Annotated in this window: 11 protein-coding genes and 10 tRNA genes; 2 read left to right on the top strand and 19 right to left on the bottom strand. The window is 36.6% G+C overall.

What is annotated here, in order from left to right:
• Positions 1-12: 12 nt before the first annotated feature.
• From AB1K81_RS11935 to AB1K81_RS11905, 7 genes are all read right to left on the bottom strand, one after another.
• Positions 13-1,260 (bottom strand): SulP family inorganic anion transporter, encoded by a 1,248-nt coding sequence (locus AB1K81_RS11935; protein ID WP_412976876.1) that lies wholly within the window; start codon positions 1,258-1,260, stop codon positions 13-15.
• Positions 1,261-1,610: 350 nt separating this feature from the next.
• Positions 1,611-2,216 carry a class II aldolase/adducin family protein gene (locus AB1K81_RS11930; protein ID WP_412976875.1) on the bottom strand — a complete coding sequence of 202 codons (606 nt, stop codon included), beginning with the start codon at positions 2,214-2,216 and terminating at the stop codon, positions 1,611-1,613.
• Positions 2,209-3,486, bottom strand: coding sequence for a 3-oxo-tetronate kinase (gene otnK / locus AB1K81_RS11925; RefSeq protein ID WP_412976874.1), 1,278 nt, complete (start codon positions 3,484-3,486; stop codon positions 2,209-2,211). Before otnK ends, AB1K81_RS11930 begins: the two co-directional genes overlap by 8 nt.
• 45 nt (positions 3,487-3,531) lie before the next feature.
• Complete coding sequence (locus AB1K81_RS11920; RefSeq protein WP_412976873.1) at positions 3,532-4,794, bottom strand: TRAP transporter large permease; 1,263 nt, start codon at positions 4,792-4,794, stop codon at positions 3,532-3,534.
• A gap of 2 nt (positions 4,795-4,796) precedes the next feature.
• The gene (locus tag AB1K81_RS11915) at positions 4,797-5,270 is read right to left on the bottom strand and encodes a TRAP transporter small permease (RefSeq protein WP_412976872.1); all 474 of its coding nucleotides are present in this window, start codon (positions 5,268-5,270) and stop codon (positions 4,797-4,799) included.
• A gap of 67 nt (positions 5,271-5,337) precedes the next feature.
• Positions 5,338-6,339, bottom strand: a complete 1,002-nt coding sequence (locus AB1K81_RS11910; RefSeq protein ID WP_412976871.1) for a TRAP transporter substrate-binding protein — start codon at positions 6,337-6,339, stop codon at positions 5,338-5,340.
• A gap of 16 nt (positions 6,340-6,355) precedes the next feature.
• Complete coding sequence (locus AB1K81_RS11905; protein WP_412976870.1) at positions 6,356-7,381, bottom strand: zinc-dependent alcohol dehydrogenase; 1,026 nt, start codon at positions 7,379-7,381, stop codon at positions 6,356-6,358.
• Between the two features lie 223 nt (positions 7,382-7,604).
• Between AB1K81_RS11905 and AB1K81_RS11900 the strand changes: the two genes are divergently transcribed.
• Entirely contained in the window at positions 7,605-9,380 is a 1,776-nt protein-coding gene (locus AB1K81_RS11900) for a sigma-54-dependent Fis family transcriptional regulator (RefSeq protein WP_412976869.1), read from the top strand.
• A gap of 94 nt (positions 9,381-9,474) precedes the next feature.
• Here the strand turns inward: AB1K81_RS11900 and AB1K81_RS11895 are convergent, their stop codons facing one another.
• Positions 9,475-10,428 carry a hypothetical protein gene (locus AB1K81_RS11895; RefSeq protein WP_412976868.1) on the bottom strand — a complete coding sequence of 318 codons (954 nt, stop codon included), beginning with the start codon at positions 10,426-10,428 and terminating at the stop codon, positions 9,475-9,477.
• Between the two features lie 220 nt (positions 10,429-10,648).
• On the opposite strand from AB1K81_RS11895, the gene yidA reads away from it, so the two are divergent.
• Complete coding sequence (gene yidA / locus AB1K81_RS11890) at positions 10,649-11,479, top strand: sugar-phosphatase (protein WP_412976867.1); 831 nt, start codon at positions 10,649-10,651, stop codon at positions 11,477-11,479.
• A gap of 138 nt (positions 11,480-11,617) precedes the next feature.
• On the opposite strand, the gene AB1K81_RS11885 is transcribed toward yidA, so the two are convergent.
• The 11 genes from AB1K81_RS11885 to AB1K81_RS11835 all read right to left on the bottom strand — a co-directional run bounded on the left by AB1K81_RS11885 (position 11,618) and on the right by AB1K81_RS11835 (position 14,199).
• Entirely contained in the window at positions 11,618-12,643 is a 1,026-nt protein-coding gene (locus AB1K81_RS11885; protein WP_412976866.1) for an STAS domain-containing protein, read from the bottom strand.
• 395 nt (positions 12,644-13,038) lie between these two features.
• A tRNA-Arg gene (locus AB1K81_RS11880) sits at positions 13,039-13,112 on the bottom strand.
• A gap of 68 nt (positions 13,113-13,180) precedes the next feature.
• Positions 13,181-13,254: transfer RNA gene (locus tag AB1K81_RS11875), tRNA-Ile, on the bottom strand.
• Between the two features lie 10 nt (positions 13,255-13,264).
• Positions 13,265-13,338: transfer RNA gene (locus tag AB1K81_RS11870), tRNA-Gly, on the bottom strand.
• Between the two features lie 5 nt (positions 13,339-13,343).
• Positions 13,344-13,419: transfer RNA gene (locus tag AB1K81_RS11865), tRNA-Phe, on the bottom strand.
• Positions 13,420-13,592: 173 nt separating this feature from the next.
• Positions 13,593-13,685: transfer RNA gene (locus AB1K81_RS11860), tRNA-Ser, on the bottom strand.
• A 91-nt stretch (positions 13,686-13,776) separates the two neighbouring features.
• A tRNA-Ala gene (locus AB1K81_RS11855) sits at positions 13,777-13,849 on the bottom strand.
• Between the two features lie 10 nt (positions 13,850-13,859).
• Positions 13,860-13,936, bottom strand: a tRNA-Pro gene (locus AB1K81_RS11850).
• Between the two features lie 5 nt (positions 13,937-13,941).
• Positions 13,942-14,018, bottom strand: a tRNA-Arg gene (locus tag AB1K81_RS11845).
• A 3-nt stretch (positions 14,019-14,021) separates the two neighbouring features.
• Positions 14,022-14,110: transfer RNA gene (locus AB1K81_RS11840), tRNA-Leu, on the bottom strand.
• 14 nt (positions 14,111-14,124) lie between these two features.
• Positions 14,125-14,199, bottom strand: a tRNA-Gly gene (locus tag AB1K81_RS11835).
• Between the last annotated feature and the right edge of the window lie 93 nt (positions 14,200-14,292).

Below are 14,292 nucleotides of genomic sequence, written 5' to 3'. Positions count from 1 at the left end.
TTCATCCCAACTTCATTTCAATCTTGACAAAACATTTAAGCCTAATGAAATAAACACACCGACAATAATCCCTAAAAACACGTCAACCAATAAAGTTGTAGCAAAAGTAACGACATATAATATTGCTTCTGATATTCCATGTTTCATACGTAAAGGATGAAAATTAATTAGATTCTTTACCGCGATAATAATAATGGCACCAAGTGTAGCTTTCGGGAGAAAATACAACATTGGGGTAACATACAAGATAGCTAGCAGCATAAACAATGCAGTAATGATGATAGATAAATTACTTTTTGCACCAGATTCATAGCTCACTGCTGCTCGTGATACAGCTCCGCCAACCGGAATGGAGCCAACGAATGAACTTGCTATATTCGCAAAGCCAATCCCAACCAACTCTTGATTGGGATTGATAGATTCTCGTTCCTTATCTGCCAATGTTTTCGCTACGGAATACGATTCAAAGAAAGATATGAAGCTGATCGTTATTGCTATTGGCAAAAGTGACCATACTATATCAAGTGTTGGAAATTGAAAAGTTGTCCCAAAAATATCCCGTGGAATGAAACCAACAATTTCTGTTCCTCTCTTTTCTAAATCGAAGTTATCGACAATAAGTACCGAGAGGATGATTACAAATAGCGGTCCAATTTTTACGTCCATTTTTTTCTGAAATAAGAAAAGGATGAATATACTCCCAATCCCGATTGCGAATGTTACCATATTTGTCATAGAAAGATGCGTTACCACCTCTTCCACATAACGGAAGAACCCTTGATACTTCGGCAATTTCACTCCAAGAATGGACGGGATTTGATTTAACATAATAATGATAGCTAATGCTGAGGTAAAGCCATAGGTTACGGAAGAAGAGATATACTTTAAGATTGTTCCAACCCTCCCTATCCCCATGACTAATTGAATAACACCAACTAAAAATGCCAGTACAATGATTAACATCAGATATTCAGAAGAGCTTGGCTGAGCTAAAGTGGATAATCCGGTTAATGATAATAAGGAGACAACAGACACCGGTCCAACTGTCAAATACCTAGACCCTCCAAATATAGCGTATATAACTAAGGGTATAGTAGCTGCAATGAGCCCCATCGAAATAGGTACTCCAGCAACAAGTGCATAGGCCATACTTTGAGGAAGTAAAAGAAGCGTAACAATAATAGCTGCAGTGATATCATTGGTTAAATAGGTAAGACGGTACGTTGATAATTGGCTTAATACAGGAAACAGATTATACATATAAAGTTCTCCTTGTCCAAGCTATATCTGTACTATATTAAACTGTTATAAATTTTATTACATTTAAATGTCTACCGAAAGTTAGTCACATGAAGGGGAATGACTTTGTTTTGTCTAAGTAGGGGAAAATATTGATTTAGGAGATACGTAGATTTTGTTATTTGTTTGTAGTGGGTTCATTCATTACGAAATGAAAAGAAGTTCTTGAAAAATCCAAATAAAACTTCAAATATAAATGTTTTATTTCTATACAGAATTAAATATATACATAATTTTAAAGGGATAGTTTTCTCGAAAACTATCCCTTTACCTTTAATCAGTATTCAAGCGGGGAAAGACATTTAAGTCACCTATCCACTTATCAAATTCGCTTTTTGTTGGTCGTTTCGTAGTTCCCATGCTATTCTAGCACTTTCTTCTAATTCTTCTAGTGCGTAAAAAGCAGATAATAAATCCTTATCGCCTACTACTGGTCCATGATTTTGTAAAATATAACCATCGCTATCATGAAGTCGCTCTTTGAAGAAATTAAATAGTGTTTCCGTGCCAGGTTTTCCATATGGTACTAAACCTATAGTTCCGATCTTCATTTTTAAATATGGGGTGTAAGACGGAATAATATCTTTTTCATTTTCATGCTTTAAGCATGACCATAACGTTGAATAAAAGCTATGTGTATGGATAACAGCTTGTATGGAATTATCCTTATCATAAAGCGTTTTGTGAAGAGGAAGTTCCTTGCTCGGTTTAATACCAGTTAAGTGTTCCCCTTCTAAGCTCGTTACCGAAAAATCATCTTTAGTTAAATTCCCAAAGCAAGTTCCACTTCCAGTAATATAGATCTTCCCTTCGTGCAGAAAACTCATATTAGCAGAAGAGCCTGTAGCCTTGTCTCTGTCAAATAAAGCCTTACCAATCCAAATTGCATCAGCTATTTTTTTCTCCAAATTAGTCAAGAGAATCACCCTTTGTCATGTTTGCAGCTTTAACAAAGAAATCCTTGTCTCCAAAGTTCCCTGATTTCAACACTAATCTTATATCTTGGTTCTGGGTTGGAACCATAATTGGAACACCCGGATCAATACTATCTCCAACTAAATACGAGTTGTACCCAAGTGTCTTAGTTACTGCACCTGATGTTTCACCACCAGCCACAATGATTCGATTATAGCCATTAGCTACTGCATTCTTCGCAAGAAAAGCTGTCGTTTGTTCCAATAATTGGGAGACCTTCTCTCTTCCTACTTTTTGTGCCTCTTTAACATTCTCTGGCTTATCTGAGCTATATACTAAGACCTCATCTTCCTCCGAAGCTTGAATTTGCTCCCATAGCATTTCTTTTGTTTGTGTTCCATCTGCCAACAAGAATGGGTCAATTCTAAATGATGGCTTGTTTAGTTTTTGAAATTCCTCAATTTGTTGAAGAGTTGCTACAGAACAACTTCCCGCAAGAACGATAGCTTTTCCAGTAGTAGAACTTCTATAAATTTCCGTTTCAGAATGTTCACTGCTGTATTTTCTACCAAGCTCTGTCATCAATCCCGATCCACCAGTTAATAGCGGTAAATCACCAAACAATTCGATAATTTTTTGTGCATGTTTTTCCTCTATATAATCAGGAATAATATAAAAATGCGCTTTATCTTTGCCAAAATCTTCAATTATGGACATAATCTCATCATTACTTAATTCCAGCTGTTCATGGCTAATGTTAAGACTCGGATACTTTCCTTGAGGTTCGATTAAACTTGCTATATCTGAATCCCACATTGGTGTTAATGGATGGTGTTTCATATGTGTTTCATTTAAAGGAACACCATTAACAATTAATTGTCCATCCTTCACAATTCGTCCATTTACAGGAAGTGCTGGGGCAAGAATTGTATAGTGAATATTATACAGCTCTAATACCCCATCAATGATAGGTCCAATATTTCCTTCTTTTGTAGAATCGAATGTGGAACAATACTTACTATATAATTGAGTTGCACCATGATCCTTCAGCCAGCGAAAAGCTTCTAATGATTCAGAAACTGCTTTGTTTTTTTCTTCCGTTCTAGTTTTTAATGCAATGACAACGGCGATATTGTCACCATCAACTTGGTGCTCTTCTCCTGGTATACCATTGTACAAATAGGTTTTGATACCTTGTTTTGCCAAGAAAGAAGCTGCATCACTTCCGCCCGAAAAATCATCCGCTACAATACCTAAAATAATCTTCCCCATATCTAAAATTCCTTTCCTCTAACTATTTTTTTCCTATGTTAATATCTACTTTGTGAAAATAGTTGTCACTTCAGGAACAAACGTCACGAGTAATAAGACAGCAATCATAATAGCCCAGAATGGTAAAAGCTTTTTCGATAGTTCCATAATTGGTACTCCTGAAATATTACTGGCAACATACATAGAAGTTCCAACAGGTGGTGTTAGTAAACCAATCGTCAAGTTAATAACCATTACTAAACCGAATTGTACCGGATCCACCCCTAGACTTCCTGCAACAGGTGCTAGAATCGGCGCTAATAACATAATAGCCGGACCGCTATCCAAGAACATCCCTACTACTAACAATATTAGATTAATAATTAGCAATAACAATATTGGATTATCTGTAATACTTAATAGTGAAGATGTAATTTGTTGCGGAATTTGTTCACTGGATAATAACCAACCAAATAATGATGTAGCAGCAATAATAGTAGAAATAATTGCTGTACTTAATGCTGCGTCAAAGAATATTTTAGGTAGGTCTTTTAATTTTATTTCTTTATAAACAAACGCACTAATAATAAAAGCGTAAACAGCAATAATTGCTCCACCCTCAGTAGCTGTAAAAGCTCCGCCTCTAATACCAACAATGATGATTATTGGCATCGCTAAAGCAAAGGCAGCCCTCTTAAAGCTAGTCCAAACGCCTTTGAAGCTTACTTTTCCTTCTTTCGGATAATCTTTCTTTTTCGCCACAAAATAGGAATAAACAAAGAATCCTAATCCAATTAACACACCAGGAATAATACCTGCCACAAATAAGTCCCCAATGGAGGATTGTGTTGTTACACCATAGATAATTAAGGCAATACTAGGTGGTATAATCAGACCGATACTTCCAGAAGCAGCTACCAATGCCGCAGAGAACCCTGGATCATAGTTTCTCTTCTTCATTTCTGGGACCATAACCGAACCTAAAGCAGCTGTATCTGCTACACCAGATCCAGAAATACCTCCCATCATAATTCCACTTGTAGCTACAACATGCCCTAACGCACCTTTAATATTTCCTACAATAGATAATGCAAAATCTATTATTCTTCTAGTGATTCCACCATGTCCCATAATAGAACCAGCTAACATAAATAAAGGAATAGCCATAAAAGGGAATGAATCTAGTGCGGTAAATAATCGTTGACTTAGTACCACTATAGGATAATCACTTGCAAGCATAGCACCAATGGAGGATAATGCTAACACAAAACCGATTGGTACGCCTAGTACCAGTAAGACTACAAAAGCTCCAAAAAGTATGGCACCCATTTCTATTCATCCCCTTTCTTCATAATATTTTGTATCGTTTCACTTAAAACAAAATAGATTAATAGAATTCCCGAAATAGGAATAACCAGGTAAACGATATCCATCGGTAATGATAAACTTGGACTAGTTTGTCTAGCTCCTAATTTCACAAATTCAAATCCACTGTATGTTAATATTCCTGAAAATACTAAAACCAATAAATTATTGAAGACCATTAATGATTTACGGCTAATGCCGGTCAATTTTCGGGCTAACATATCCAATGCAATATGAGATCCATACTTAACTGCTATAGCCATTCCTAAGAAAGATACCCAAACAAAAGTATAGCGAGCAAGCTCCTCTGTCCATGTAAATGGGCTATTAAATAGATACCTCGATATTACTTGAGCTGTAACTACCGATACCATTAAAAACATAAGTAATCCACATACATAGTACAACGTTTTCACCAGAATGTTATCTAGCTTTTTCAACTTTTACACCTCGCAATCCGTAATAAAGGAGGAGTAAAGAAAACTCTCTTCACTCCTACTTCTTTTTCTATTTAAGTGCATCTACGATTTGGTTATAAAGATCAATATCAATCGTTTTCGCAAACTCCTCATGAGACTTTCTTGCTTCCTCAGCAAATGCTTGTACATCAGGCTCTACTACTTCTAGACCTTCACTTTTCATAGTCTCAAGAATCTCATCTGTTTGTTCACTTACTAATTGATTTTCATAATCAGTAGCGATATCTGCAGCTTCTTGAATAATTTCTTGTTGCTCAGCTGTAAGCTTAGACCAAGTCATATCACTCATAGCTAGTGTAACGTACTCGTATTTATGAGCTGTTAATGATAAATACTCTTGTACTTCGTGAATACGTCCACCATAGATAAATGGAATAGGGTTTTCTTGAGCTTCAATAACATTTTGCTCTAAACCAGTGTAAACTTCATTCCATGCCATTGTTGTAGGAGAAGCTCCCATTGCTTGCCAAGTATGTTCCATTGCCTTGATTTCTGGAATTCTCATTTTCAAGCCTTTAATATCTTCCAACGTATTGATTGGTTTATTTGCCGTAATATGTCTTGGTCCACGGTCCCACCAATTTAAAATTCTAATATCTGATGCTTCTAAGACGCGATTAGCAATTTCCTCTCCAACTTCACCATGAATAACTTTGTTATATTCTTCTTGACTACTAAATAAATATGGCAATTCTAATAGTTGAATAGAGTCTTCGAAGTTCCCAAGAACTCCCGCAACTAAAGCAAAGTCAACAGTTCCGATTTGCATACCTTCAGCCATATCTCTATCTCCACCTAGAGTAGAGTTTGGATAAATCTCTACTTTCATGTTACCTTCTGAAAGTCGCTCCACTTCTTCTTTAAACTTTAATGCTCCATCATGCCAAAGGTCATTCTCAGATTGAATATGACCCAATTTCAGTGTTACTGCTTCTCCTCCTTCTGATGAAGAAGAATCATCTGAACATCCCGCCATCACAATACCAATAATGATTAAAAGTGCAATTAATTTTATTGAAATCCTTTTCATTTTTCATTCTCCCTTTCTATTTATCTACTTCAACTATAACTTTAACTACATTTTCTTTCTTTTCATTAAGGATATCTAAAGCTTGCTGTGATTTCTCTAGAGGTAGTCGTTGTGTAATGAAATCGCTTAAATCTAATCCATCATTAACTAACTCGCTTGCTTTTTCAAAATCCTTGGTTTCATAAGTCATTGCTCCAAATAAGGAGATTTCATTGAATACAAAGCTATACGTATCAACTGGTATTTGCTTAGTAATCATTGCTACAATACCTACTTCTCCACGTTTTCTTACGATAGAAGATGCTTGGTCAATAATGCCTGGTGCATCCGCAGCAACAATTGCCACATCTACCCCTCGACCATTCGTAAATTCTTTTATTCTAGCCACTACATCATCTTCTAAAGGATTTAACGCAAGTACTGCTCCCTGTTTTTTAGCCATTTCCAAGTTAAAAGGCTGTGTATCGGTACAAATGATGTTTTTATATCCTGCTTCTCTAGCCGCTACTAACGTTAGTAGTCCAATAGTTCCAGAACCTAATATAGCAATAGTATCTTTCTCTGGAACAGTTATTCTTTCAATAGCGTGAATACCTACTGCAAGTGGCTCAACTAATGTACCAATCTCATAGCTTATATCATCTGCTATTTTATAAACTATATCTTCTGGTGCATTAAAGTACTCCGCAAATGTTCCAATCCACCCTGGAACACCGGGTGCCTTTTTGCCAGTACATAGATTTACTAGATTTTTTTCACAATATTCGCATTCACCACAACCAATATGTGGCTCTACTGTCACACGATCACCGACGCTAAACTTTGTTACGTCCGAACCAACTTCCACTACTTCACCAGCAATTTCATGTCCTAATATTGCCGGCGGGTTACGGAAAGCGTGTGTCCCTTTAAATAGATGTAAGTCTGAACCGCAGACACCTACTGTTTTTACTTTAATAAGTACTTCATTGGAAGTAATTTTTGGAACCTCTATGTCTTGAATTTCAATTTTAGTAGGTTCTACTACTACTGCAGCTTTCAATTATGCTCCCCCCAGAGTTAGTATTAAAAAACTTACTTTTCATATTAACACAATCTGAAGCGCTTTCACATATTTCAAAGATATTTTTTGTTTTATTATGAAACAATTTAAAAATTATTATTCTTCAATATTAGAATTTAGTTTCATTTTAAAACGTTTACTTGTTTGAAAATTAAAATGTGGTAGAATGTGAGTATGATTATAGAACTAGAGGTGGTCACAATTGAAGAAAATCAAAATACTCGCAATAGCACCCTATTACGGTCTTAAAGAGCTTATTGATAAAGTGGCGGATGAAATAGAAGAGATAGAGGTTCATACATATGTTGGGGACATGCTGAACGGAGTAAAGCTTGTACAATCGAAATCAAATTTGGGTTATGATTTTATTCTTTCTAGAGCCGGTACTGCAGAACAGATTCAAAAAATAACAGATTTACCAGTCATCGATATGAAGCTATCCATTATCGATATGATGCGAGCAATTAAACTTGCACAAAACTATTCTGGAAGGTTTGGAATAGTAGGTTTTAAAAGTATAACCGAAACCGCTGAAATAATTGGACAGCTCAACAATATTGATCTTGAAATTCAAACGTTACATTTTATTGCAGATATAGAAAATGCCATCAACCATTTAAAATCTAATGGTGTTAGTTTGATAGTAGGAGATGTAATAACCGTTAGTCATGCCAAAAAATTAGGGCTTCACTCGATCCTTGTTACATCTGGTAGAGAAACCGTGCTAAATGCATTCTCTGATATCATCTCAATTAATAATCATTTATCCAAATTGAAAGAAAAAACATTATTAACCGAGGGAATTATTCAACAATCAAATGAAAGCGTTTTAGCATTTAACAAGGAGCGACAGGTAATTTATTCAAGTATAAAGGAAAATGACGAGGTTACCCCTTTATTAGTTAAAGAATGTACTTCGGCCTGTGACAAGATAACAGAAGATGAACTTGTGATAGTTAAGACCATTCAACATGATTCTTACCACATTACAGGGAAAAATGTTTTGATAGAAGGGAAAAACTCCCCTACATTTTACATTAAAAGGCATAAATCACCGTTTAAGCCTATGGATAAATCTATTATTTATAAAAATAGTACTGATAGTCCACAAGTAGACTTAGATACGTTTACATCATCAAATATAGTATTTACCAATGTAATTCATAATGCAAAATCACTTGCCATAACAGATACACCGATATTGTTGTACGGGGAAAAAGGAACTGGAAAAGATACTTTAGCACATGCAATCTATCAAAGAAGCAATTACCATAATAAACCTATGGTAATTATCGACGTAATGTATATGAATAATAAAAAATGGGAGTTACTTTTCGAATCTGACAACTCACCTTTTTTACAGGATGATCTGACCATTTACATCCGTAACCTTCATTTACTTAATGAAGAGTATCAAATTTTACTAGAATCGTATTTTTGCAATTCCTATGTACACAAACGGAACCGTTTAATTTTCTCATTCGATAGTACTTATTCGAAGACAATTGAACAAGGGCCGTTTGTTCTATACTTAAGAAATGATTTAGGGGCATTCCCACTATCACTGCCTTCTTTAAATGAAAGAACAGAAGATATTCCAAGCATTGTAAGTTTGTTCTTAAGTGAAATGGCCCCTAAGTATGGTAATCAGATACTAGGATTAAAGCCAGAGGCGTTGAATCAATTACAAAAATTTCACTGGACATTTAACTTAGATCAACTAAAAAGAGTTGTCGAGGAATTATTTATATTAACCAATGATTTTTATGTTGATGAATCTACCGTCAATATAGTTTTAAACAATAAGAATATCACAAGTACAGAATCACCTAATTCTCTTATCCAACCGAATAAAACACTAGAGCAAATAAATAAAGAAATTATTGAACAGGTACTCTTAGAAGAAAACTACAACCAAACTAAAGCAGCAAACAGATTAGGTATTAGTAGAAGTACACTTTGGCGGAAGATTAATTAAGTTGTTGAATAATAAAACCGAACAATTACAAAGGTATCTCTGACCTTGATTGTTCGGTTTTTAATGACTTAAAATATATAAACAATCTAATCCATTAAAAGTTATCTCCATCCACCTCAAACCCATCAATAATCAAACAGCCTCTCTCTATCGCAGGCTGAAAATAGCTCATATACCTCCGCTCAAATTTTTCCAAATAACCCTCCATTTTTTGATTTTCATCATTATCCTGATCAATTAATATAAGCACAAGTTTCGCCCGAACATCATTCCGCTTCATATAAAGATTAAGATCGTTCAACATATTTTGAACCCGATCCACGTTTGCCATGTTAAATGGAGAATACATCACTTTAAAGAAATAATGTGCTTCACCAATATTAAGAAATGCATCATACGTTTTCCGCTTTTCCATGGAATACTTATCTGGAAAATCAATCCTTACGTTATAATTGATTTCATGTAAAGAGAGTCCTAGTTTCTTAACAGTCTGTTTCAATGCTTTTCGAACAGTATTCTCTTCTGTGGTAGAAACCGTGTTTCCTGTTACGGTCTTACTGCTTTCTTGCTTCATTGTAGGAATTGCCTCATTATCTTCAAGTGGATGATTAGGCGATTCATTTTTAGGGTGGTCCATGGGTCCATCGTTAACCTCCCCCTCTGAAGCAGGTACAACATTTGCACCAGTGTTAATCGTTACGGTCTGGTTGCTCAACTGATTGGAAATTTGATTCATAGAATTCACCATAAATGTAAGCATTTCTTGTTTGAATCGACTGTTTTCAATAGTTAATCGGTGATTTTCTTCCGTTAATTCCTCCTGCTTTTCCTCCACCTTTTTCATTTTCTTTTCCACAGAGAAGATTTTCCCAATGCTCAATTTGTCAAAGGAAAAACTGAGTCCAATGAGTGCGATAACTAGTATTAAAACGACATGTTCAGGGGTTAGGATAATATTTTGGTATAGCGACCAGATGATGATGGAACTGATGAAGAGTAAGATTAGGGTGGTTATGAGGTAGTGGAAGTTAATCTTCATTATTTTCATGTATCCTCCTAATGCTGATTAGTAGAAAATTTGTTAGTTCCATCATATGGTGATTAATTTAAAAAAATGTTACATAATTTTCGGCATTAACTTGATATCATATGTACTAGTATAATCCTCCCGAATCATAAGGAACCCGTCCTGTTGTCTTCCTCATGAAGTGACAATTCCCTCTCCAATGTCCTATAATAAAACTATCAACTATAGATTGGGGATCATTATGTATAAATTAATAGCAATAGATATGGACGGCACTCTATTAAATGACCGTCATGAAGTACCTGAAGATGTAAAAAATGTAATAAATGAAGCAAAAAAACAAGGCATCAAAATAGTACTTTGCTCAGGACGTCCAATTGGTGGCATGCGTGGCTACATTGAGGATTTAAACTTAGACGAAGAAGGCGACTTTGCCATTGCATATAACGGTGCATTAGTACAAAAAACACATTCAAACGAGGTTGTAGCTGAGTTATCGCTTTCTCACGATGATTTGGAAAATCTTTACGAGCATAGTATTGCGCTGAACTCTCCAATGCACTTCTTTGATGTCAATGGTCTTTATACACCTAATGCCGACATTAGTAAGTACACAGTGCTAGAATCATATTTAAATAATATTCCACTAGGATATCGTAAAGTGAGCGATGTTCCACAAGATACTTCCATACCAAAAGTTATGTATATTGATCAACCGGACAAGTTAGAGCGAACTATTCAATTACTTCCGGTGAGCCTTAAAGAGCAGTACAACATTGTACGAAGCTCACCATACTTCCTAGAATTTGTTCACCCAAGTGTAAGTAAAGGAAACGCTGTAAGAAAGCTAGCAGAACTACTCAACATTAAACAAGAGGAAGTAATGTGTATTGGTGATAACGGTAATGATCTATCCATGATTCAATATGCAGGATGCGGCGTGGCGATGGGGAACGCAATACCCGAAGTGAAAGCAGTAGCAGATTTTGAAACTCGTACTAATAATGAAGGCGGCGTAGCATATGCGATTGAAAAAATAGCGCTGAAACAATTAAATGATAGTTACAAATAAGGGTGGAACAGGTTAACTGTCCACCCCTATTTTTTAAGGAACATTTATGAGAAATAACAACACATCGATTCGTCCTTGTAGAAGAATCCATTTTAATTCTCGTATACACCTTATCCAATATAAAATAACCAAATAACTTTAAAATCTTGCTTTCTTTACTATCTCGTACCCCATTTGCTCAAGGGCATATGTTACTCCTCGTTGAAGTGTTGAAAAGGAGGAAATGCTGGATATGTCAATAGATGACGAAGTGATTTTTAAACTCAACTCATTGGATATCCCTACTAAAACACACTCTCCACCTAGTAATCGAATTGCCTGAACTAAACTCTGAATACAGCTAATGGTATATGCCTCTAAATTGGTCAGGCCAGTTAAATCAATTAGCAGGTAATTAGCCTGTTGCTTGGTCACTTCAACCAATGCCTTTTCCATTAAATCCGACATCCGTTCCTCATTAAAATTCCCAATCATGGCTGTTACCAGAATACCTGGTAAGACGGGAATAATCGGTGTGGATAGTTCCCTGACTAAAGAGGTCAATTCCGCTGTCCTTTCGTTTACCTTCTTCTCCAAATCTTGAATATGCTTCATTTCAGTCTGTCTAGTTAATTCATGAATATTTTTGGTTACAGTAATTGAAGAAACGAAAATCTCAATTTCATCATACATATCACCGTTCAATTGGCTTTTGGTAATGTTATACCACATATTTTCTTTAAATAACCCTGCAAAAATGCCAGCCCAGTGACTTGGTAAGAGAACTCCAGCTTTGTCCCGATCCGAATGTTTAAAAATCCGGTGCTCCCAGCTGTTTGTTAGCCGGACAATTGCTCTTTTTTCGTCAAAGGAGTAATCGACTATCGTGAAGCTACCCCATCCAGCATTTCTATAAACATCATTGTATTCTTCAAGAACTCCCTCTATATCCTTACGTCCTTCATAATAGCTACTTACAAGATGCCCCATTCGATAACCAGTAGCTTCAAATACTGTCTTCGATACTTCAGAACCTGAAACCTCTTCAATTGTGTTCATAAAGAGTTCAATAGCAGATTCCCAAAACATTAGCATTGGTCCTTTATCAAAAGTTAACAACCCTTCATTTGTATGCCACATAATTTCATTTGAATTCACGTGAACTTTCACATCTGAATTAGTCATTACCCACCTCACAGATTTTTGATATTATTAATAGATATGTAATCACTGAATATATTTAACGTTCTAATTATATCATAAGTTCCATTATCACTAATTTCCGATGAAAGTAAATAAGAGCTTAATTTATCTAGTAAACTACGTAATTCCAAAACTGATTTTAGCTATTACCTTGGTTTTATATCCTATTTACATCTCACTCGATGTCACGTTATAAAGAAATCTTAGTATTGAAAGCAACAAGAAATCCTACATAAAAAAAAGATTATAATTAGGAAAGGAATTCCTAATTATAATCTTTTCAGAAGAAACTTCTGGGATTAACTACTTCTAGATCAAGGGAAATGCTTTTGCTCTCCCAGCAATCAAAAGTGCCCTATTTATTTTAACAATAGTAACGCGCCCTAGAGGATTCGAACCTCTGACCCACAGCTTAGAAGGCTGTTGCTCTATCCTGCTGAGCTAAGGGCGCAAAAAAAATATATCAACATACAATTGTATGGAACTAGTATGACTGGAATCAAGATTCTATTTGATTAATGGGCCTGAGTGGACTCGAACCACCGACCTCACGCTTATCAGGCGTGCGCTCTAACCAGCTGAGCTACAGGCCCATATTATATATGGAGCGGGTGATGGGAATCGAACCCACGACATCAGCTTGGAAGGCTGGAGTTTTACCATTAAACTACACCCGCATAAATGGTGGCTCGGGACGGAATCGAACCGCCGACACACGGATTTTCAGTCCGTTGCTCTACCGACTGAGCTACCGAGCCTTATTATTATGAAGTTAATCTTTATAAACAAACTTTCTTACCATGTTTTGACCCCTGCATCTACTAGCAATATCAAAGATGTTTATTCTTCGGGGTAACTCGTAGTTTAATTCGGTGGAAGTATTGCTTGTTGCTCTACCGACTGAGCTACCGAGCCATTCATATGGTTTAGATGGAGGAGGTAGAGGGATTCGAACCCCCGCGCGGTTTGACCCGCCTGTCGGTTTTCAAGACCGATCCCTTCAGCCAGACTTGGGTATACCTCCATTTTAATAATGAATGAATTATTTCATTTTTTTCAGAAGCGTTAAATAGCAATCTATTAAATTACTCTAAGTAAAGAGCAGTTTGATAATATGGAGCCTAGCGGGATCGAACCGCTGACCTCCTGCGTGCAAGGCAGGCGCTCTCCCAGCTGAGCTAAGGCCCCTTCTTATTAGTGGTCGGGAAGACAGGATTCGAACCTGCGACCCCATGGTCCCAAACCATGTGCTCTACCAAGCTGAGCTACTTCCCGTTTCATGGCGCGCCCGAGAGGAGTCGAACCCCTAACCTTTTGATCCGTAGTCAAACGCTCTATCCAATTGAGCTACGGGCGCTAATGGTGCCGAGGACCGGAATCGAACCGGTACGGTAGTCACCTACCGCAGGATTTTAAGTCCTGTGCGTCTGCCAGTTCCGCCACCCCGGCACTTTAACTATATATGGAGCGGAAGACGGGATTCGAACCCGCGACCCCCACCTTGGCAAGGTGGTGTTCTACCACTGAACTACTTCCGCTAATTGGAGTGAAATTAATGGTGAGCCATGAAGGATTCGAACCTTCGACCCTCTGATTAAAAGTCAGATGCTCTACCGACTGAGCTAATGGCT

The organism is Ornithinibacillus jepli (genome assembly GCF_047228935.1).
Classification (GTDB): Bacteria; Bacillota; Bacilli; order Bacillales; family Amphibacillaceae; genus Ornithinibacillus.
The sequence above is the reverse complement of the archived record's forward strand: the minus strand, read 5'-3'. Positions and strand labels throughout refer to the sequence as shown.

Bases quoted from the DNA above. Each gene is read 5' to 3' on its own strand.
- AB1K81_RS11935 (WP_412976876.1), bottom strand. From the start codon at position 1,260: ATGTATAATCTGTTTCCTGTATTAAGCCAATTATCAACGTACCGTCTT.
- otnK (WP_412976874.1), bottom strand. From the start codon at position 3,486: ATGGGGAAGATTATTTTAGGTATTGTAGCGGATGATTTTTCGGGCGGA.
- AB1K81_RS11920 (WP_412976873.1), bottom strand. From the start codon at position 4,794: ATGGGTGCCATACTTTTTGGAGCTTTTGTAGTCTTACTGGTACTAGGC.
- AB1K81_RS11910 (WP_412976871.1), bottom strand. From the start codon at position 6,339: ATGAAAAGGATTTCAATAAAATTAATTGCACTTTTAATCATTATTGGT.
- AB1K81_RS11895 (WP_412976868.1), bottom strand. From the start codon at position 10,428: ATGAAAATAATGAAGATTAACTTCCACTACCTCATAACCACCCTAATC.
- yidA (WP_412976867.1), top strand. From the start codon at position 10,649: ATGTATAAATTAATAGCAATAGATATGGACGGCACTCTATTAAATGAC.
- AB1K81_RS11885 (WP_412976866.1), bottom strand. From the start codon at position 12,643: ATGACTAATTCAGATGTGAAAGTTCACGTGAATTCAAATGAAATTATG.